Source organism: Paucilactobacillus wasatchensis, assembly GCF_000876205.1.
GTDB classification, from domain to species: Bacteria; Bacillota; Bacilli; order Lactobacillales; family Lactobacillaceae; genus Paucilactobacillus; species Paucilactobacillus wasatchensis.
In genome coordinates, this window is record NZ_AWTT01000011.1 from 22,605 (window position 1) to 43,135 (window position 20,531).

Consider the following 20,531-nt stretch of genomic DNA (forward strand, 5'->3'; position numbering starts at 1 on the left):
GAGGTACTTGGAGTGGCGGTTCATGTTCTAGTTAGAACGTGTTCCGAAGAGCAGATCACTGTGCTTAGCCCAATTTAGTCAATGAGCCCAAATTCAGGGCTCATTGACTAAATCACGCTAATGCTCATGATCTAACCGCTCTTCTCCACACTCCGTTCATCGTTCCCTCCGTGGTCCATTTAATAGTCTGCGTCTGGTTGAACTCTCAGCACTGTCAACTCTCTGTACATGCACGGCTATTTTGATCTCCACTTCATCGGTTTGTGGACGAATTATTAAATTAAAATTAGATTAAAACTTTATGAGATGTTTGTCAACCTTTTTTCGCTGGTTAATTTAATTTTGAGAAAATTTCGAATCATTTGCCGTCCAAATTGAGCATCCGTCATGATTGATTCTGGGTGAAATTGAACCCCGTAAATTCCTAATTCAGGTTGGGACAATCCCATCACATCACCATCACTAGAATGTGCAGTGACGTTCAATTTGTCGGGCAATGCTTTTTGATCAACAACCAATGAATGATACCTGGCAGCGTTCACCATTGGTGGGCAGTTTTCAAATAATGGATCCTCATTATCAAGTGTCATTCGATCAATTTTGCCATGCATTAAACGACGCGCGTAGGTTAGTTGACCGCCAAACGCTTCACAAATGACCTCTAAACCCATGCACACCCCTAAAATTGGTATTTTACCGGCAAAATATTTAGTTGCAGCAAGGCTAATTCCAGCGTCGCTCGGTTGACCCGGTCCGGGAGATAAAATCAAACCAGTGGGTGCCAAATCAATCAGCTCAGGTAAGCTAATCTCATCATTTTTCACCACCATCAGATCATCATCCAATTCGCCGATTAGCTGGTACAGATTATACGTAAAACTGTCATAATTATCGATTAAAACTCTCATTTCATTCACTCACTTTCGAAACGGCTAGGTTAACTGCCCGTGCTTTGTTGAAACATTCTTGGTATTCATGCTGGGCATCACTATCAGCGACAATACCAGCACCGCTATGAATAACCGTCCGTTTGTTATCCTGATAAACTAACCGAATGCCAATTGCCATATCGACATCCCCATTAAAATCAAAGTAACCAAAACAGCCACCATAAATGCCACGCGTTAACTGTTCGTACTGATAAATTAATTCCATCGCTCTTACCTTAGGTGCACCAGATAATGTTCCGGCTGGAAAAACTGCATCCAATAAATCCACTGCAGACAGTTGGTCTTGGGCTTGTGATTCCACTGTTGAGCCTAAGTGCATTACTTGAGAAAAACGTAAAATTTGGGCATGTTTGGTAACTTTGACAGAGCCAATTTGACTAACCCGTCCTAAATCATTGCGACCTAGGTCGACCAGCATGTTATGTTCTGACAATTCCTTTACGCTGGTGGTCAGTTCCCGTTCAAATGTTTGATCCTCTTTTGCGGTTCGTCCACGGCGACGCGTGCCAGCTAAGGGATATGTTAATAACTGGTCATTATGACGAGCCACCAGCGTCTCAGGAGAAGCAACGGCTGCCTGGTAATTATCATGATGAAAATAAAATTGATATGGCGACGGATTATCAACCGCCAACTGTTGGGCAATTTTAATTAAGCTGCCACTTGTCCTAGCCACTTGTGGATTCGAATAAATTAATTGAAAAATGTCACCATTGTGAATATCTTGTTTGATGTGAGTGACACCCTGTTCAAATTGAGCTGGAGTTTGTTGCGGCGTGAAGTCTGACAACTGTTGATATGGTTGCAAAGAGTGCGGTTTAATTGTTAGTAACTCATTTTTTAGATTGGTTAATCGTCGCTTCGCCGTCGCATAGCTGCTTGTCAGTTGATCCAGTTGTACCAGCTTAATTAGCTGACACACATGACGCTGGTGGTCATAGGCAATCAACTCATCCACTACCAATAACTGTGCTAAGGGTTGTTGATCGGGCAGAGCTGCTAGTTGGCCTAATTTGCTAACTGCCCCCTTAGCATATTCATAAGCAAAATACCCACTAATACCGCCACTAAACGGCGGAAAATCAGGTAATTTAGGAGTTTTATATTTTGCTAGTAATTGCTTTAAATAGTCACGGGAATTTTGGTGAAGCTCATTATGATTAACAACCATGTAGCCATCGTATACGGTTATTTTTTGTGCTGGACGTACAACTAAATACGTAAATCGATCGTGATTACGATCATCAATCGTCAGCTGGAAGGCCTCGTGATTTTGCCGATCAAAGTAATCTGTAACTTGGTAGGTATCAAACGATTCCATGGAAAATTCTAGTTTGACTGGTGCATATTTAAATTTTGGTACATATTGGTTTAGTTTTTCGAATGCTGGTTTCATAATATTATCCTCTTTATTTTAGTTAAGAATATTAAAATTACAACCGGCTTTGCCATCGTTTTGCTTTTATCATATTGCATTCCTCCAAAAAATTAGTAACAAAAAAATCCATCCACATAACGATTAATCGTTACAAGGACGGATTTGTTGTTTTTTCCGCGGTACCACCTTTTTTTGAAGAGTGTGGAGAGGAACGGTTTGATCCTGAGCATTAGTGGCAAAAGTTGAATAATGCGGGTTTCGCATTGTTTAACTTTTGTGACTAAGCGGAAGAATCAGTTCCTCGCAACACGTTTTTACACGTGTCATCACACTCGTTCACTCTCAGCAGGATGCTAACACATCCTTGGCAATTGACGTCTGCCTAACGTAACGAGGTACTTGGAGTGGCGGTTCATGTTCTAGTTAGAACGTGTTCCGAAGAGCAGATCACTGTGCTTAGCCCAATTTAGTCAATGAGCCCAAATTCAGGGCTCATTGACTAAATCACGCTAATGCTCATGATCTAACCGCTCTTCTCCCCACTCCGTTCATCGTTCCCTCCGTGGTCCATTTAATAGTCTGCGTCTGGTTGAACTCTCAGCACTGTCAACTCTCTGTACATGCACGGCTATTTTGATCTCCACTTCATCGGTTTGTGGACGAATATTAAGTTAGCAATAGATTAGAACGGTTTGAAATAAAAGTCAAGCTTTTTCTTAAATCCATATTGGTAGCCCATTGGTTCTAAAAAAATGTATAATGTAGTCATTAGCTAGGAGTAAGGGAGACGATCGTAGATGCAAATAAAAATTGCAACGAATGAAAATTTTTTACCAGACCAATATGGTCAATATGCGGATCCTAAATTAAAATATCAAGGTCAGCCAGTTGTTTCGTTCCCATTTCAAATCAACGCTGCACCTGAAGAAACTAAAACTTTTGCACTAACCTTTTTGGATTATGATGCTGTACCCGTTGGTGGCTTTGTTTGGATTCATTGGCTTGCCGCTAACATCCCAGCAACCATTACTAACATCCCTGAAAACGCGAGTCGTGATAATCCATTCAGTATGTTGCAAGGAAATAATAGTAATGCAGGAGCTTTAGTTGGTAATACTGATCCCATCATCACCAGACACTACACGGGACCAGAGCCACCTGACAAAGACCATACTTACACGTTAACTGTCTATGCACTGGATTCTAATTTACCGTTAGAAAACGGCTATTGGCTCAACGAATTTTATCGAGCCATTGAGGGTCATGTATTAGCGACAGCTCAAGTTGAAGTACTGAGTCGTAAATAAAAATTATGAAGGAGTTGGATATTCATGGATAATAGAATTTTCTTTAATCCTGGTGATTCAATCGCCAACATCAATGACTACAATGAGGCCGTTCGTAAGGGTCAGATTTTTAAAAAGAAGAAAAAAGAAGACGAGCTGGTAATCGCAAGAGGAAAAGGCGACGAAGAATACGCCATTTTCTACGCAAAGGATGCCCTCCCATCAGACCACAGCAGCCATCCACAGGGTTACGAGGTCACAAAGCGCATTTAATATATAGTGTGAACAGCCGCGCTAAGTTGTCGTAGGCTAAGCTAATAAAGGTAATTGAGTAATCGGTCTTTGATTGCTCGATTACCTTTATTAGTTTAGCCCTAGACAATTGCAGCTGTGAACACATGTCAGCTATTCAAATAAGCTTGAACTTGTTCATTGCTAACTATGCTTACACAAAAACGCAAAGAAGACTACCGCCGCAACTTCAGATTAAAATCGCGGTGGTGGTCTTCTTTACATTATTCCCAGGCACCAACTCGTGCCAGTTTGTGCTCTAAAATTGCATGCCATTCAAGAATGCATGAATTCTATCTGTTGGATGGTCAAAAAATTCTGATGGCGTACCATCAAATTCAACCTTGCCATCTTCCACAAATATTATTTTAGTAGCCACTCGGCGGGCAAATTCCATGTTGTGAGTCACCACAATCATCGATTGCTTACTTTGTGCCAGCGTTAATAATACATGCAAAACCTGTGCTTCCAACTCAGGGTCCAGCGCACTTGTTGGTTCATCAAACAAGATATATTCTGGATCCATTGCTAACGCCCGACAAATCGAGATTCGCTGTTGTTGTCCACCAGACAGCTGGCTCGGATAACGATGCTGAGTGCCATCTAATCCAACCTGCTGCAATAGTTTGGTTGCATTAGCTTCAGCCTCTTGTTTAGATTGTTTCAAAACATGAATCGGGCCCTCAGTAATATTTTGTAAGATCGTTAAATGTGGAAATAAATTCCAACTCTGAAAAACCATTCCAGTCTTCCGGCGAACTCGTAAAATTTGGCTAGTTGACAATTCTTGTGAAAAATCAACTTTCTCATCATTAATCTGATAGATGCCACTTTGTGGGCGTTCCAGCAAATTCAACGAGCGTAATAGTGTTGATTTTCCCGCGCCTGAGGGACCAAGAATAACGGTCGTTTCATGCTCTGGAAATTCAACATTAATATCATTCAAGGCATGATGATCGGCAAATTGTTTATCCACATGTTCTAGCTTAATCATATTATTCCCCCGTCACTTGCACATAGCGCGACATGTACCGTTCAAGATAATGTTGTGCCACACTTAACACTGTACAGAAAACGGCATAGACAACTGCCACAATCGAATACATTAACAACGGTTCATAATTTTTAGCCGCAATCTGTTGGCTGACCATGAACATTTCCAAAATCGTGATTGAACTAGCCAACGATGTATCTTTAACCAAGCCAATAAACGAGTTCGAAAGTGGTGGCAGCGCAACCCGCAGCGCTTGTGGAAAGACAATCCGAAACAGCACTTGCCGATATGTCATTCCAATTGAATAGGCAGCTTCCCACTGACTATCTGGAATCGACGAAATAGCACCACGAACAGTCTCCGAACAGTAAGCACCCGTATTCAATGAAAACGTGATAATGCCTGCGGAAAAAGCATCAAATTGAATTCCAATATTGGGTAGTCCAAAGAAAACAATAAACAATTGAACTAGCAAAGGCGTGGACCGGAAGAGCCACACATAGAAACTTAAAAATAGCTTTAAAAGCCCCCATAAGCCGGCAACAACCGGATTGCCTTTAGGTGTAGAAGTTCGAACTAGCGCCGTTACTACCGCGATCACGAATCCAATCGCAAACGAAATCAGTGTCAGCGGAATTGTAAATTTAATTCCGGCCCAAAATATTTCTGGAGTTGAGTTAACAATGGTGTTCCACATAATATTCCCTTCTAAGTAGAGTGTTAAAGCAACCGCACAAGCTCCGTAAGCTAACTTAATTAACCGCTGTTCGCATCTTTAGCGAAGGGTGGTTAATTAAGTTAGCTCGAGGAATTTGGTTGCTTTAACACGTTTCAAAAATAAATTCATTATTACCAAACAACACCATTATACTATTTTTCCGTAATATCAGAAGTGAAATACTTGTTAGAAAGTTTTTTCAACGTTCCATCAGCACGTAATTCCTTAATTGCTTTATTAATCTTTTTCTTCAATCCAGGATTATCTTTGCTAATCAGAGGAGCAATTTTAGCGGCTTTAACTTTACTTGTTGGGACAACCTGATACTTCAGATCCGCCTTAGGATTGTCTTTTAAGTAAGCCAAGAATGCCTCACGTGAATTCAAAGTTCCTTCTGCGCGTCCCTGTTCAATCAAAGCGAGGGTGTCTGAAAATTGACTTGATGACAAAATATCAGCACCGTATTTTTTTGCTTGAACAGCATTATCTGTCCCAGTACCGACCGCAATTTTCTTACCCTTAATGTCATCAATACTCTTGATATCCGTATTATTTTTCTTCGTAATTAAAACTGTCTTAGAATAAATGTACGGTGTTGCAAAATCATAATGCTTTTGCCGTGCTTTTGTGATCGTAACATCGTTTAAGACGACGTCAAACTTCCTATCGCCGACACCAGCGATCAACGAATCCCACTTTGTTGGAACAAATTTAGCCTTCAAGCCAGCTTTTTTGGCAATTGCTTTACCTAATTCAACTTCAAAACCAGTTAATTTGCCGTTTTCACGATATGAATATGGCGCAAATGTGCCTTCCAAACCAATTGTCAACGTTCCCGACGTCTTCAATTGAGGCTTATTACTATTTGAACTTTGTTTGCCACAAGCCGTTAACGTCACCGCTACCAACAATCCCAACCCGAAAATACCAATTCTTTTAACCCATTTCTTCATTCCATTCATCCTCCTTGAATTTACAACCAAACCAACTAATTACCGTGATTTAACACAATGCATCACGTATTTGAACCCGTGTTATCTTTTTTCCCAATATAATTACCCCCAAAAAAAGTCCTCATTCCAAATAGATTGGAATAAGGACGACTTGTCGTGGTACCACCTTAATTTAAAGCATACGAGCATGCTTTCTCATGTAAGAACATTACGCCATAATGAGCGCACCATGGTGGTCTTACAACTTGCTCGACCACCCGAATACCAAGACCATCTTCCATTTTTTAATTGCTCTTCTTTTCAGCTACCGAAGATTTCTAATTGGCAATTATTAAAAATGTACTCATCTTTTCATCTTTTTTTAATATTTATGATTGAACAAAATCATAGAACGAATTATGACTCTTGTCAACAACTAAAACCTATTTTACTTAATTAAGTCCCATTACCGTGAACCAACTGCCTTTTTAGCTGCATCTTCCAGCTGTAATAAAACTGCTTGTGAATTTGTTTTAAAATCCATCACAAACGTTTCAGTCCGTGGTGCAATACGTGCAGTTTCATCGTGCGATAAATCATAAATTACCAACTGCTTTTGCACCCACTTTACTTCATCATAGTGGCCATCCAAATCTTGGTCCACAAAGGCCTGTAATACATCCAAAACAGACTGTTGAATAATCTCATCCACGGTTACCTCTTGCCCATGTGACTTAAGCATTGCTTGCCGCATCATTACTTCTTCCATGTTTTCAGGTATGGCTAAACTCATCTTTACTGTGTTTCCTTTCACTAATTTTCGTTGTTTCCATTATACCAGTCTTACCCAGAAGTCAGATAATCGTTTGCTGTTGTATTTAACCCCGGGTTAGTTATAATGGAAGCACTAAACAAACATTAGAGAGGTCAATTTTATGAAAACAACGGTTGTGACAGATAGCGCAGCTTATCTATCACCAGAGCAAATAGAACAATTCAATTTAACGGTAATGCCAATTACTGTCATTTTTGACCAACAAGCCTTTTTAGAAAATATTGATATTGATTCGCCTACTTTCTTCGAACGAATGCGCACCGAATCGAATTTACCAACAACAGCTCAAATCACAATGGCCCAAATGGAAGCGGCGTACGATCAACTTGCAGCCGCTGGTTACGATGAAGTAATTTCAATTCACTTATCCTCCGGCATTACTAGTTTCTTTGATAATTTATCCGTATTTGCTCGAGACTACGATAAATTAAAAGTTTATCCATTTGATTCCAAAATTGCGAGTGCCGGTGAAGCTAATATGGCATTGCTGGCAGGTAAGATGGTACAAGATGGCGCTCACGCTGATTCAATCATGCCAGCACTAGAAAAATTGCGCAATACCACTTCCGTCTACTTTATGGTCGATGACCTAGGTCACCTCTTGCGCACCGGAAGAATTTCAAATAGTTCTGCCTTTGTTGGCAATTTATTGCGCATTAAACCATTATTGACCTTTAACGAGCGCGGCCAAATCGTGGCGCTAGGCAAAGAGCGTACCATGAAAAAAGCCTTTCAACGGGCATTAAATGACTTCACCGCAGACTTAGCTAAGCTCAATTATCCGGTCCGGGTCACGATTATCGATGCCAATGCCCCAGAAACAAATCAAAAATGGGTGAAAACATTTAAAGATGACTTTCCTGATATTCCGGTTAGCTCCAGTCATCTCGGCCCCGTGATCAGTGTTCACACAGGTGAAAAAACGATGGGCTTTGTGTGGGCTTACGATTGGCAAAAACTGGCAGCGGAAAGCATGCCTTCATAAAAATAGCTATTATTCAATTAAAAGTTTGTGGCAGCAATCCCACAAACTTTTATTTTTTATTTAATCAATCCAGCAGTGAGCATTGAATCCACCGCCGTTAAAATTGCATCTTCATTACGGCTAATGGGTTGCCATCCCAGTATCTCTTTTGCTCTATGGTTACTAACATGGTGATTTATATCCAGTAACAGCCGTCCTTCTTGCGCTTGCTTATTGAATGGTGCACCAAGTCGAATCAGCCATGATGGTACAGTTTTAGTTGGTAATTTGGGTGCCAATTGCGGTCGGTTTTCTTTGATCACTGAAACCAGTTGCGGCATTGAAATTGGATTATCTTCGACTGCCAAAAACCTTTTGCCAGCTGCTTGTGATGTCTCCATTGCCCGAATTTCAATATCAACAACATCCCTGACATCGACGATATTGACATCAATTTTGGGAATTGCCTTCAAGCCACCATCAAAGAAATTTTTAATGATGCCAAAACTGCCAGAAACATGGTTATCCAAGCTCGGTCCTAACATAGCGCCGGCATTAACAGTTACAAATTCGAGCTGACTATTTGTTTGTTTAAAGTAATCCCATGCACTTTTTTCGGCGATTAATTTCGATTTTTCATATATTGATAATCCCGGTTCGTTCGAATTAGTCCAGTCTGATTCTGTAGTAATGTGCTTGGGATCCTTGTTGCTAAAACCGACTGCGCCAAGATTGGCAGTCATCACCATGCGCTTAACTTCACTTGCTTGGGCAGCCTTCAAAATTCGCAATGTTCCATCCACTGCAGTTTGAGCCACTTTCTCAGACGCCATTGCACCATTAACAAACACAGGGGCAGCGACACTCATCACGTAAGTTACACCATGCATTGCCGCATGCCACCCATCATCTTTAGTTAAATCCGCTTGGACAAATTCCAACTGATTAATATTGGTAACATTATTTGCTTTAAAAGCTGCCAATACTGTCTCTTTTTTAGCAAGTGATCGCAACGTCGCACGAACATGATAGCCATTTGTGAGCAATTGTTTAATGAGTCTCATCGCTAAAAAGCCGTTGGCACCAGTTACTAGCACTGTTTCATTCATCATTTAATCTCCTTAAAATTGTGATTGATATCAGCTACTTATTAAGTTATGCTGATGATGTTAAACCCTAGACATAACTCTATGGCAAGTAAAAGGAGAACTTTTTATGACTTATACAATTAAAGAGGTTGCTGCTAAGACTAATCTTTCCATTTACACCTTACGTTTTTATGATAAGCAGGGTTTGTTACCCTTTGTGGCCAGAAACAAATCCGGTTATCGTGAGTTTACAGAAGGTGATTTAAATTTACTCCAAACCATTTGCTGTTTAAAAAATACTGGCATGAAAATAAAAAATATTCGTCAGTACATTGAATACGTAATGGCTGGACCAACGACTGTTGAACTGCGTCTCAAATTATTGACCGACCACAGGCTAGAAGTTGTCGCCCAACAGCAAAAAATTCAGCAAAATTTAGCAGAGGTTGATTATAAAATTAATATGTATGCCGCACCAAACGCAGAAACTAGTGTCGCCCGCGAATTGGCTTTTGCTACGGCTGAAAAGAAGGCCAATCATCTGCCTAATCCTTATCAAATGACAAAATAATTGCTACCCGAATTCATTAATCAATAAATTTAACAGCAGTACCATATGCAGCAACTGACTGCATATCGGTGCCAATTGAGCCTGAGTCAAATCGCATCATGACCACTGCATCTGCACCCATTTCAACTGCATTACTGCGTAATCGATCGATGGCAATATCACGCGATTCAATCATCATCTTGGTGTAATCTTTGATCTCACCACCAACGATATTCTTCAGTCCCGCGCCAATGTTTCGAATAACATTTTTAGACTGTGTTGTTAATCCAAAAACTTCCCCAATAATTTCGTACTTTTGATTTGGAATTTCCTCTGTGGTACTTACTAAAATTTGCTTTTGTGCCATGATAATCTCCCCTATTTTGTCGTCTCCATTATAGCCTACTGGGAGTTAATCAGCTATTTTAGTGCTAACAAAAATGGCTTACCAATTGTTTGGGTAGGCCATTATCTTTTGTACCACATATCCTAAATAACAAAAACGTGAGAAATAAGGCAGATTCTAAGCGCCTTATTTCCCACTCTTTATGCCTGCGGTGTGATTCGAACATACGATCTCCCGGTTACTAGTCGGGTGCATTAACCAGCTATGCTACGCAGGCAGATATCAAAACTACAAGTAACATTTTACATTAAAGGTACCTCCAAACGCAAGTACTTAAAAAGATTGTTTTCAAGTACTTACAATTACTTGCATAACCCTGGGATCTAATCGATCAATTACACACTGACTACTAGTGATTACAATCAGATTAACTACACATAAAGATTGTAACACGACCATTTTATTTTTTAGTCTTAACCTTTATACAAAATTAAAGCTGATCTATCAACTATTTTTAGTTTCTTCTTATATTACATCTAAATTGCTCAAAAATGTAAAGAGTAAAAATTTTAACTGCGATCAAAAAAAGTTACTGCCATCATCACAATAACTTTTTTATCAGATCTAACTATATTTATGCGCCAATTTACCCGCTACCGCAGCCGCAATACCACCAACAATGTCATCAATAAACGTATTCACAGAATCTTTATCTCGGTCTAATTCACCAATAACACCTGGCTTTTCTCGGTCAACGTGACCGTAGTTAGTCACACCAATTGATCCATAGATGTTAGCAATTTGTAACGCCAACGTTTCGTCAACACCAAAAACGCCGACGTCGTGTTCCACAATCGATTGCAAAGGTTCATCCAGTTTATGCTTTGTCGCCATTTCATCCAAATATAAACCGACCATAACGTTATTTAGCAATTCACGCTTGTGCATCACATCAATGGTTGTCTCTTCATACTCTGACAATTTAATGTCTGGAATGAACTGTTTTTGCAAATCATAAGTAATTTTTGCAATCTCTTTATAAGTGACACCCTTGGCTTCTAATGCGGCTACGACGTAATTGTAGGCTTTCGTGTCAGGATACTTAAAATTATCAATCATATATTTCGCCATCTTTCAAAAATCATTTTTAAATTTTGTGTCTTGTTTTCAATTACCAAGCAAGTTATTTTAAAATTGAAATGTCACAGAACTCAAGCCAACTTTAACATTATTTAATGAATTTTTCGAAGATTTGCTTCGAAAAAAGTACATTCCTGCTCAGTATTTAAATATTTGTTAATCCAAAGCAAAAAAGCAGCAAACCCACATTTGATTTTGCTGCTTTAGCTGACACTCACTTAAAACGATATTTGCATGCAAAAGCTACTAGCCTTTTTTATCAATTAATATTGGATCTCCTCTTTGCTAAATCATCTTGCACCTGTCCTCGTTGCTTTTCTATTCTCTGATAGAAATATGCCGGAATAATAGCCAGCAATAAACACACAAACGGGACCCAAATAAATACAACCTCTATTCCAAATAATGCGTGTGTGGTCTGTGGTTTCTCTGCAATATAGCCAAACATCCCTAATATCCACGGTACAACTCCCATCCCTAGACCACCGCCAAGTTTAGTTGCGGTGGTGGCACCGATGCCGGATAGAAATCCGGGTGCATAAATATGATTTTTCCAGTCACCATAATCAGCTGAATCCGCTAAAATCGCAAATATCAACGGTACACAAATTCCCATTCCTAGGTTATTTACTATCCAAAATGTGATTATTAATCCCATGTTTGAGTGGCTCATTAAAATTAGCGGTTGAGCAATCGCCGATAGGAATAATCCCAACATCCATGTTCTTGCTTGTCCAAGCCTTCTCACTAGGAGGGGTAATAACGCTATTGATATTAGTTGTGTCGAGTTCAGCCCATTTATCACAGCAACCATTTTTAGATCATTCAAGTTATATCTAAAATAGTAAATAACACTCGAGTTCCTGGCCATTGCTGCAAAAAACACAAGAATAGTAACTATGAAAGTAATTACAAATGCCCAATTTCCTTTCATCGCTTTAAAACCGTCACTAACTGATACATGATTTTTATTTTTATCACCATCTGTGCTCGTATTAACCTCTCTGATAAAAACAAACACAAATAGGTAACCGCAAACACTCAAAAATGCCAAGAAAAATATCATGTATAGAAAACCCTTTTTATCGTTACCAGCACCAAATAATGCAACTAATGGCAGCACAGCTGCATTAGCAATTAATGCACCAATTTGACTGCCACCATTGCGAAAACTATTAAATATAGTTCTTTGATTTCTATCATTAGTTAGCATTGGTAGAATTGCAGTATCTGGAGTATTGATAAATATTTCCAGCATCGACCAAATAACATACGTAATCCAAATATAGGTCACATTCATACTGTTACTTTTAAAATTAGGATCCAAAAATAACAAAATACTAAAGATTGCCACGGGAATGCACAACCATAAATACCATGGCCTTGCTTTCCCCCACCTTGTATTTGTATTATCGATAAAGTAACCAGATAATGGGGCAGCCACTGCAGACATCAACCTTGCAATCAGCATTAATAATCCTACTGCACCTAGTGACATTTTTGCTACATCAGTATAAAAGAACACAAGGTATGCACTAACCGTAGTAGTTAGTGATAAGTTGGTAACTAAAGTCAGTAGTCCCATATGCAAGTTTTCGAATAAACGGAATTTTTTGTGTCAGCATGTTCATACTCAACTTATCTCCATTATCCAAATAATCCACCCCCAGAATAAATTGAAATTAATTTCGACATTTACCAGATAACCAACTACTAGTTTCGTAAATCCAACTACTGTACTTATACCTCTATTAATCTCTTCGCAAATTTCAATGCAGCAGGATTTGTATTGAGCCGATTATTAAGGTCCAAGTTACAAATGATGATGAAGCCTTGACCATACTTTTTTTCACCACAAGCTAATTCAGGTCGCCATTCGCCTTTTGAATTCATATTAGCACTGGTCAAGATTTCATCAAAATCCTTGTTTTCAGAAATGAATGTATTGTCAAGAATAGGTGTAATAATCTTCTTAGCTTCATCGAACCAAAATCTGAAATCATCCGCATCAAATCCATCGATCAATTTATGATTTGTAGCGCGAGAAACAAAATTGACTGGTAACATTCCACATGGCTTAATCGTAACTGATTCTTTTAAAATAGTATAATCACCAGGTTTAAGATTATAAAACACCATTTTTGCTCCTGCTTTAACCCGATCTAGCAACTCCGCTTGTTTAGCCGTAAATGCTGCAAAATTGTTGATGATAATCGTATTTGCGTTCGGTATTTCGTTTGTACGTGTAAAGTTTGTAAAAGGTTGTAATAATTCTTTTGAATCTTTTTCTTCATCTGTGAAAATATTAGTCCCATTTAAATTTTCATTAACCTTTGCAACCTTCAAAACAGTTTCATTATAGTGAACAACATTTTTAGATTCATCTAGCAGTGCACATCTAACTGTCACTGCCCCCTCCAGTCCATTAGTGTTAAAGGAAATATCACCGACATAATCTGAAGCACAAGCATGAATATTTATGTCTTTGATCCCTTTACCAATAATATCTCCTTCGTGCATAACCTCATAGCATAGACTGTAATCGGTAAAGCTTTCAGATAAATCATTACATACCCATGTTTCTACGCTTGCCGTTTCACCCTCGTTAAAGCTCAACCGCGACGGTTTAAAACTGATCATCGTAGGAGTTAATGCGTCCCGATAAGCAAAGAATGCTGGTTTAGCATTCCGATCAACGTCAACTACTGCTTTCATCCACCCTGCAGGAAAATGGTCGATGAAAATGTGTAGTACAGTAGAAATCATATTTTCTTGTCTTCTAAAGCTCTCTGTCATCCATTTAGTTGCAAACGCTTGATAATCCTGACTAGCTTTAACCCAACCACGCAATGTCCTTGGGGTATCAAAATATTGATAGTGAAAGTTACTACTCTGTTCCAAGGAAATATTGATTGGAGACCAGTCATCATCTGGACTTTCTGGCAACCACTGTTTAGGATATTCTTTATACATTGTTTCTATCGGATCTAGCCCTTCACAACCATATTCGCCACAGGCATAGTTCCATCCTTTTTTAATTGGTGTCCAAAATCCTGCTGCCAACTCTCCCATTGTTTCACCATGACTGTTGTACCATGCAGTGTAGCAATGATTGTCTGGCAATCCAAATGTTGGCGGGTCATAATCGCCATCAACTGATTTAATAACCCGATCAGGATTAAGAACTAAAATTGTTTCCGTGGCAGCTTTAAAAAATCGTTCTAGTTCAGCTCTAACTAAATGCCGTTGTGGCAGATTATTAGCATTTGGAAATGGTTCATTGATGAAAGTATCAACAATATTACAAGGATGCTTACGAACTAGTTGTTCCATTTCTCCAGCTTGTTTAACTGCTTCACTAAATTTATTTTTCTTAAAACACCGAACAATGGTAAATCACTTTGTGTCATCAACCCTAAATGATCGCAATAATCATAAACTTCTTCTTGAACAGGCCGTTGGGTAACTCGCCAAAAATTCATATGGGCAATTTTTGCTAGTAAAATGTCGTCAATAAGTTGCTCAAAGTCGCCCTTCATAACATCATGTTGTTCAAATCCCATTGTGTTGGCACCGCGAAGATGAATTTCTTGTTCGTTTAGATAAAATTTCCCTTTTGGTGTTGAATTTTCATCCATTTTGAAACTCCGCATACCAAAAGTTTGCATCTGCTGATCAATAATTTCGTTATTTTCACCTAGAAAACTAACTTGAACTTGATATAAATATGGGTGTTCCGGCGACCAAATCTTGGGACTAGGAATAACAAAAGTAAATTTAAAAAAGTTATCACCTTTTTCCGCTTTCAATGCATTTTCTTTATCCTTTTCCCCGGTAGCAGATAGCATTGCTTCAGTAAAAGTATTGCCAAGTCCAATAGCTGTTTTAGTCGACCACTGTACCTCTTTATCTTTAACAACTTCTTCTTTGAAATTGTCACCGAAAATTGAAATTTTAAATTTTGCTGTTTGCTCACCCAGCAAACAACTAAACAGATTGGTATTAATTTCAACTTTATTTTCTTTCAAAATTGGTCGGGCATAAATATCTCTAATAAATTTTTGTGGTCGAACTTCTAAATAAGCACTCTGATAAATTCCCATCCCAGGCGGACAATGATGCCAACCTAACGAAGGATCATCGAAACCCGGTCCAGTTGCAGCATAAATTTTATCGCCGCCATACATCTCTCCGCCGGCTTCTAACTCATTTCGTTTATGAATAAAATCATTTTCAACCTGGACGACTAACGTATTTTCACCTTGATGCACATATTTATCAATTTCAAATTCAAATGGTGCGAAGAATCCTTCGTGAGATCCAACTAAATACCCATTGATATAAACATGTGCAATATAGTCTACCCCATTGAAATGGATAAACATCGACTCTTTATCGCCTGGTACATTTTGTGATTGTAAATCAAACTGTTTGCGGTAGTAAGTTGTCTTATTGCCCAGCGGTTTACCAAAGTGCGGAATTGTTACTGTGTCCCATTCGCCACCGCCCGCTAAAACCCTAGAAAAATTTTGTTGATCAGCTTGGGTTTCAATTCTCCAATCAAATTTGCTTAACTCAATTTTATTTCGGGTGTTAATAATTTCCGGAGCTTGCTTTTGAAGAAATGGACTAAATTTTTTTCGCATTGACTTCAATTCAGCATCAAGTTGTTCTTGAGTTGTCATTTTTTTTGGCAGTTCAATTTCATCTTCAAAATTTCCCATCGGTAAATTCTCAGGTTTAATTTCTTTAGGAAATATGCGAACCAATCCATCTTTTAGATTATTAGAATGGCCTAAATTTTTTGCAATATTTGCAAATTGATCATTCGCTTTACCTTTAGCCATTGACGATTCCTCCTTTAACTGTTAGCCCGACGTTCTTCTAGCTCTGCTTTAATCTGAGGACCCATTTTTTCGTATTTTCTATAGAAAAACATCGGAATTACAGACAAAACATACACAACAGCTGGAACCCAAATAAATGCAACATTAATCCCTACCAACGCATGTGCTGATTGTTGACCAACTGCAGTGTAACCGAAAGCTGCTAAAATCCATGGAACAAGAGCAGATCCCAAACCTCCACCAAATTTATTAGCTGTTGTAGCACCAATTCCTGCTAATAACCCAGGGGCATTGACACCTGACTTCCATTCACCAAAGTCTACAGTTTCAGCAATAACCGCAAAAATTAGTGGTACACTGAATCCCATTCCTAAGTTACTTACAACCCACCAGATTAGTACCAGTGTGATGTTTTGACCAGAAACTAAAATCATAATTTGAGCGACTGCAGACATCAAAGTCCCTAAAATCCACGTATTGGTCTGTCCAATAAATTTAACAAACAGTGGCAATAATGCAATAGAGATTAGTTGGGTGGTATTTAATCCATTTGCAAGTGCAGCCATCCCCCGGTTGTGTAAATTGTATTGAAAATAGTAAATAACTCCTGTATTACGTGACATATTAGCAATAAAATTCAAAATTGTAATAATGAAAACCAAGATCCATGGCCAATTACCTTTAATGGCCTTAAAGCTTTCTGCCATCGACATTTTTTTCTTCGCTGTAACTCCAATATTTTCTGTATTGCGTTCTTTCAATCCACTAAAAACAAAGATATAACCAAGAATTGATAAAACAGCCATAAATAGTGCGGTGAAGAAAAATCCTTTTTTATCGTTTGAACCACCAAAGAATGCTACCAACGGTAATACCGCTGCATTGGCTACTAATCCCCCTATTTGGCTGCCCCCGTTTCGTAAGCTATTCAATAATGTTCGTTCTTCTTTACTGCTCGTTAACATTGGTAAAATCGCCGTCGTCGGTGTATCAATAAAAATTTCTAATAATGACCAAATAATGTAAAAAATCCAAATATATATCGTATTTGTGGCTGGATTATAAAATCCAGGTACTATAAAAAGCAGCACAGTAATTACTGATACCGGCAACATCATCCATAGATACCAAGGACGTGCCTTTCCCCACTTGCTTTTAGTGTTATCAATAAAAATACCTGCTAAGGGAGCTCCAAATGCCGAAAAAATTCGTGCTAATAGTAGTAGTACACCTACTTGCCCTAAATTCATTTTTGCAACATTAGTAAAAAAATATACAACATATGCCCCAACCATCGTTGCAGTTAATTGATAACTAAGCCCCGTAAAGCTATATGCGGTTCTGCCTAAAAATGGAACTTTATCTTTTCTATCAATATTGCCCTTATTTTCAGTAACATCCATCTGTATTCACTCCAATTCATAAATTGTCTCGAAAATATCCCGCTCTACCAACGAGTCTCACCCGGTGATCATTAAATTAAACCTGCTGCACTTTCTTTGAAACCAACATCCTCCTAGTGTGAAAATATGTTCATGAATCGATTCATACGAATATAATAACATCTTTATTATTAATTGCAACCGCTTTCCTTGCTGATGCTATGAGATCTTGTCTATCACTCTTGTCTGTGATATATTACGACTATTAGTATTTATGTATTCCTTTGTTCATATGATTTTTGCGTTTAATAGCAATCATTAATTCACACTACATAAAAATCTTAAAAATTTAAGGTGAATAATATGGCAACAATCAAAGATGTCGCAAATAAAGCTCAAGTTTCAGTTGGCACAGTTTCAAACGTTTTGAATGGTAAAACAAAAAACCTTCAGCTTGTTAAAAAAGTCGAAGATGCAATGCACGAACTGGCTTATTATCCGGATGTTCGAGCCCGTAATTTAAAAAAACATGATAATTCGCTCGTAGGTGTTATAATTCCCAATCTTCAGAATCCTGATTGTATCTCTTTTCTGGCTGCAGTAGATTCAAAGCTGCGCGAGAATAATTTTGGTATCTTTTTAAAATTAACCAAAAATAATTTTCAAATTGAAAAAAAATGTGTGGAACAATGTTTAGAGCATCATGTGAATGGCATCATTATTTATTCTCCGTTTAAAGATAATGTTTCGTCAATACTAAAAAACAGCTCAATTCCCTCTGTACTGATTAGTGAATATAATTCACGTTTTTTTGAAGGCGACACAGCCACTATTTCATATGATGTTGCCTTAAAAAAGGCACTTACTGGTCTCCAGCAGAAAAAAATAACCCATACAGGGTTGATCATGGAATCAGAACTTATTTATGAAAATAATTTTTTAAATATCTATCGAGAATATTATCCAAATAATACTAGCGATTACATCAAGTCAACTGATGGCAGCCAGGAACGTGGTTTCATTACAGCATTCAATCTGTTCTATAATCACCCAGAAATTGAAGCTTTAATTGTCAGTAACTATCAAATTGCCAAAGGTGTAATTAAAGCACTAAAAATGCTCAATTTAACTAAAGTATTCTTGATCGTTATAAAAGAAAGTAATTGGATAGAAGATAATAACAACATTGATGCTCAAATTTCTGTATCTTTCAAAACTGTTGGTAATTACATCACGAATCAATTGCTTAACGCAATGAAAAACCCAGAAATTCATGAAAACATCATTCGAGTTTTTCAGGCAAATTATGAAGAAAGTAATTCTGCACAACTCATAAAAAATGAAACTGACACTACGCTACAATTTGAATTGGTTGATTCTCCTGCCGCACGTGCGCTTAAAATGTTATCAACAACCTATGCCCAACAAACCGGAATTAATATTAATTTTGATTTAAAAAAATATCAAAATCTAGAACATGATTTGTACGATCAGAAAATTAAAAAAAGTGATCATTATGATGGATTTATGGTCGATGTTGCCTGGATGGACAGTTTTGCTGATCAAGGAATTTTGTTACCATTAAACGAACTAAAACAAGATAACCCAAATTATTTTGCTGGCTTTGTAGATGGTATGATTGATGAATATGGCACTCATAATGGTAATTTAATTGGCATCCCTTTTCTTTCTGGTGCTCAAATCCTTTTCTATCGTAAAGATCTATTCGAAGATAAAATGCTTAAATACAATTTTAGACTCACCCAAAACGAAGAGCTTATTCCCCCTAAGAACTGGGCAACTTTCAATTTAATCGCTAAGTACTTTACCAGAGCATTTAATCATCAATCTCCAGTTGAATATGGTATTTCCAATGTATCGGGTCCAAACATTTCTACCACTATCAGTTTTCTAAATAGATTATGGGCTTATGGTAGTGATATCTTCGATAACGATGGTGACGTAATCATTAATAACAAAAATACATGTGTAGCTTTGCAAAATTTCAAAGATAGCTATAAATTCACCTCTCATGAAAAAAAGCTTGAGGTCTGGGAAGATGTAGCCAAAGAATTCTCAACTGGCAACGTGGCGATGTGTGTCCTGTACAACACGGATGCAGTTAACTTAAATGATTACTCGAAGTCACAAGCGGCTGGAAATATTGGATTTTCACTTATTCCAGACAACACTTCTGTTCTTGGTGGCTGGTGTCTATCTATCAATCCATTTAGCAAAAATGTTAATGCTGCCAAAAATTTTATATTATGGGCGTGCTCCATTCAAAACACATTTCCATTTTCCCTACTCGGAGGCTCAACTCTTCGGAGCAAGTATTATAAACGCGATGACCTAGAAAATATCTACCCCTGGAAATCGCTATTGCCAAATAGTTATAAGCAAAGCAGAAAAAGAATTATTCCCGTTTCGATAAGCAATTATGAACAAAGCGACAAAATATATACTTCTATCATTCCAACTGAACTAGAAAAGTTTATTGCAGGCGATATAAGCGTTGAAACAACCGTATCAAACATGGAACAAAAAATTATTACTTTCATTGAAAATCATAAAAATGAGTAATAAAGACTTTTCTCACTCTATTAATTACAAATAATAAGGAAGTTGAGCATTTTTTTGCATCAGCCTCCTTTTTAAATATTCTTTTAAACGTGGTCAATAAAGCAGATTATCTTCGACGTCAATATTACTAAGTGGCAAAAACGGTAAGTATTTATGGATTTCACTTAGCGACAATTAAAACTGACTGTTTTAGCAGTTGATTCTGGGGACAACATAGTATGATCAGAATCTAATCGCCTGATTGCCA

Annotated in this window: 18 protein-coding genes, 1 tRNA gene and 1 other annotated feature; of the genes, 5 read left to right on the forward strand and 14 right to left on the reverse strand. The window is 38.0% G+C overall.

The genetic code is table 11. From position 1 onward, the window contains the following. Nucleotides 1-299: 299 nt before the first annotated feature. Nucleotides 300-908: an anthranilate synthase component II gene (locus WDC_RS03130; RefSeq protein WP_044010360.1), complete on the reverse strand. Its 609-nt coding sequence runs from the start codon at nucleotides 906-908 to the stop codon at nucleotides 300-302. A gap of 1 nt (nucleotide 909) precedes the next feature. Beyond that, nucleotides 910-2,346: an anthranilate synthase component I family protein gene (locus tag WDC_RS03135; protein WP_044010361.1), complete on the reverse strand. Its 1,437-nt coding sequence runs from the start codon at nucleotides 2,344-2,346 to the stop codon at nucleotides 910-912. 779 nt (nucleotides 2,347-3,125) lie between these two features. Between WDC_RS03135 and WDC_RS03140 the strand changes: the two genes are divergently transcribed. Together WDC_RS03140 and WDC_RS03145 are read left to right on the forward strand one after the other, a co-directional pair. Then, a complete protein-coding gene (locus tag WDC_RS03140; RefSeq protein ID WP_044010362.1) occupies nucleotides 3,126-3,635 on the forward strand; it encodes a YbhB/YbcL family Raf kinase inhibitor-like protein in 510 nt (169 codons plus the stop codon). A 24-nt stretch (nucleotides 3,636-3,659) separates the two neighbouring features. Then, a complete protein-coding gene (locus tag WDC_RS03145) occupies nucleotides 3,660-3,887 on the forward strand; it encodes a hypothetical protein (protein WP_044010363.1) in 228 nt (75 codons plus the stop codon). Between the two features lie 277 nt (nucleotides 3,888-4,164). Here WDC_RS03145 and WDC_RS03150 read toward each other — a convergent pair whose 3' ends face one another. The 4 genes from WDC_RS03150 to WDC_RS03165 form a co-directional block, all read right to left on the reverse strand. Then, entirely contained in the window at nucleotides 4,165-4,899 is a 735-nt protein-coding gene (locus WDC_RS03150; RefSeq protein WP_044010364.1) for an amino acid ABC transporter ATP-binding protein, read from the reverse strand. A 1-nt stretch (nucleotide 4,900) separates the two neighbouring features. Then, nucleotides 4,901-5,596, reverse strand: a complete 696-nt coding sequence (locus tag WDC_RS03155; RefSeq protein WP_044010365.1) for an amino acid ABC transporter permease — start codon at nucleotides 5,594-5,596, stop codon at nucleotides 4,901-4,903. 173 nt (nucleotides 5,597-5,769) lie between these two features. Then, nucleotides 5,770-6,570, reverse strand: a complete 801-nt coding sequence (locus WDC_RS03160) for a transporter substrate-binding domain-containing protein (RefSeq protein ID WP_044010366.1) — start codon at nucleotides 6,568-6,570, stop codon at nucleotides 5,770-5,772. Between the two features lie 139 nt (nucleotides 6,571-6,709). After that, nucleotides 6,710-6,934: a binding site (T-box leader), on the reverse strand. 81 nt (nucleotides 6,935-7,015) lie between these two features. Next, nucleotides 7,016-7,342, reverse strand: coding sequence for a hypothetical protein (locus WDC_RS03165; RefSeq protein ID WP_044010367.1), 327 nt, complete (start codon nucleotides 7,340-7,342; stop codon nucleotides 7,016-7,018). Between the two features lie 142 nt (nucleotides 7,343-7,484). Here WDC_RS03165 and WDC_RS03170 point away from each other — a divergent pair, with 142 nt between their 5' ends. Continuing rightward, nucleotides 7,485-8,369 carry a DegV family protein gene (locus tag WDC_RS03170; RefSeq protein WP_044010368.1) on the forward strand — a complete coding sequence of 295 codons (885 nt, stop codon included), beginning with the start codon at nucleotides 7,485-7,487 and terminating at the stop codon, nucleotides 8,367-8,369. Nucleotides 8,370-8,425: 56 nt separating this feature from the next. On the opposite strand, the gene WDC_RS03175 is transcribed toward WDC_RS03170, so the two are convergent. Then, nucleotides 8,426-9,457: an NAD-dependent epimerase/dehydratase family protein gene (locus tag WDC_RS03175; protein WP_044010369.1), complete on the reverse strand. Its 1,032-nt coding sequence runs from the start codon at nucleotides 9,455-9,457 to the stop codon at nucleotides 8,426-8,428. A 106-nt stretch (nucleotides 9,458-9,563) separates the two neighbouring features. Between WDC_RS03175 and WDC_RS03180 the strand changes: the two genes are divergently transcribed. Beyond that, entirely contained in the window at nucleotides 9,564-10,007 is a 444-nt protein-coding gene (locus WDC_RS03180; protein WP_044010370.1) for a MerR family transcriptional regulator, read from the forward strand. A 16-nt stretch (nucleotides 10,008-10,023) separates the two neighbouring features. Here WDC_RS03180 and WDC_RS03185 read toward each other — a convergent pair whose 3' ends face one another. The 7 genes from WDC_RS03185 to WDC_RS03215 all read right to left on the reverse strand — a co-directional run bounded on the left by WDC_RS03185 (nucleotide 10,024) and on the right by WDC_RS03215 (nucleotide 17,722). Next, nucleotides 10,024-10,353: a heavy metal-binding domain-containing protein gene (locus WDC_RS03185; protein ID WP_044010371.1), complete on the reverse strand. Its 330-nt coding sequence runs from the start codon at nucleotides 10,351-10,353 to the stop codon at nucleotides 10,024-10,026. Between the two features lie 182 nt (nucleotides 10,354-10,535). Further along, nucleotides 10,536-10,609: transfer RNA gene (locus WDC_RS03190), tRNA-Thr, on the reverse strand. A 347-nt stretch (nucleotides 10,610-10,956) separates the two neighbouring features. Continuing rightward, nucleotides 10,957-11,451 carry a phosphatidylglycerophosphatase A family protein gene (locus WDC_RS03195; protein ID WP_044010372.1) on the reverse strand — a complete coding sequence of 165 codons (495 nt, stop codon included), beginning with the start codon at nucleotides 11,449-11,451 and terminating at the stop codon, nucleotides 10,957-10,959. Between the two features lie 280 nt (nucleotides 11,452-11,731). Continuing rightward, nucleotides 11,732-13,057 (reverse strand): MFS transporter, encoded by a 1,326-nt coding sequence (locus WDC_RS03200; protein ID WP_082040901.1) that lies wholly within the window; start codon nucleotides 13,055-13,057, stop codon nucleotides 11,732-11,734. A 155-nt stretch (nucleotides 13,058-13,212) separates the two neighbouring features. Further along, nucleotides 13,213-14,805: a hypothetical protein gene (locus WDC_RS03205; protein ID WP_044010373.1), complete on the reverse strand. Its 1,593-nt coding sequence runs from the start codon at nucleotides 14,803-14,805 to the stop codon at nucleotides 13,213-13,215. After that, the gene (locus tag WDC_RS03210) at nucleotides 14,793-16,319 is read right to left on the reverse strand and encodes a glycoside hydrolase family 2 protein (RefSeq protein ID WP_044010374.1); all 1,527 of its coding nucleotides are present in this window, start codon (nucleotides 16,317-16,319) and stop codon (nucleotides 14,793-14,795) included. The genes WDC_RS03205 and WDC_RS03210 overlap by 13 nt, the downstream gene beginning before the upstream one ends. 14 nt (nucleotides 16,320-16,333) lie before the next feature. Next, entirely contained in the window at nucleotides 16,334-17,722 is a 1,389-nt protein-coding gene (locus tag WDC_RS03215; RefSeq protein ID WP_044010375.1) for an MFS transporter, read from the reverse strand. Nucleotides 17,723-18,064: 342 nt separating this feature from the next. On the opposite strand from WDC_RS03215, the gene WDC_RS03220 reads away from it, so the two are divergent. Further along, nucleotides 18,065-20,284, forward strand: a complete 2,220-nt coding sequence (locus tag WDC_RS03220) for an extracellular solute-binding protein (protein WP_044010376.1) — start codon at nucleotides 18,065-18,067, stop codon at nucleotides 20,282-20,284. Nucleotides 20,285-20,531 lie beyond the last annotated feature (247 nt).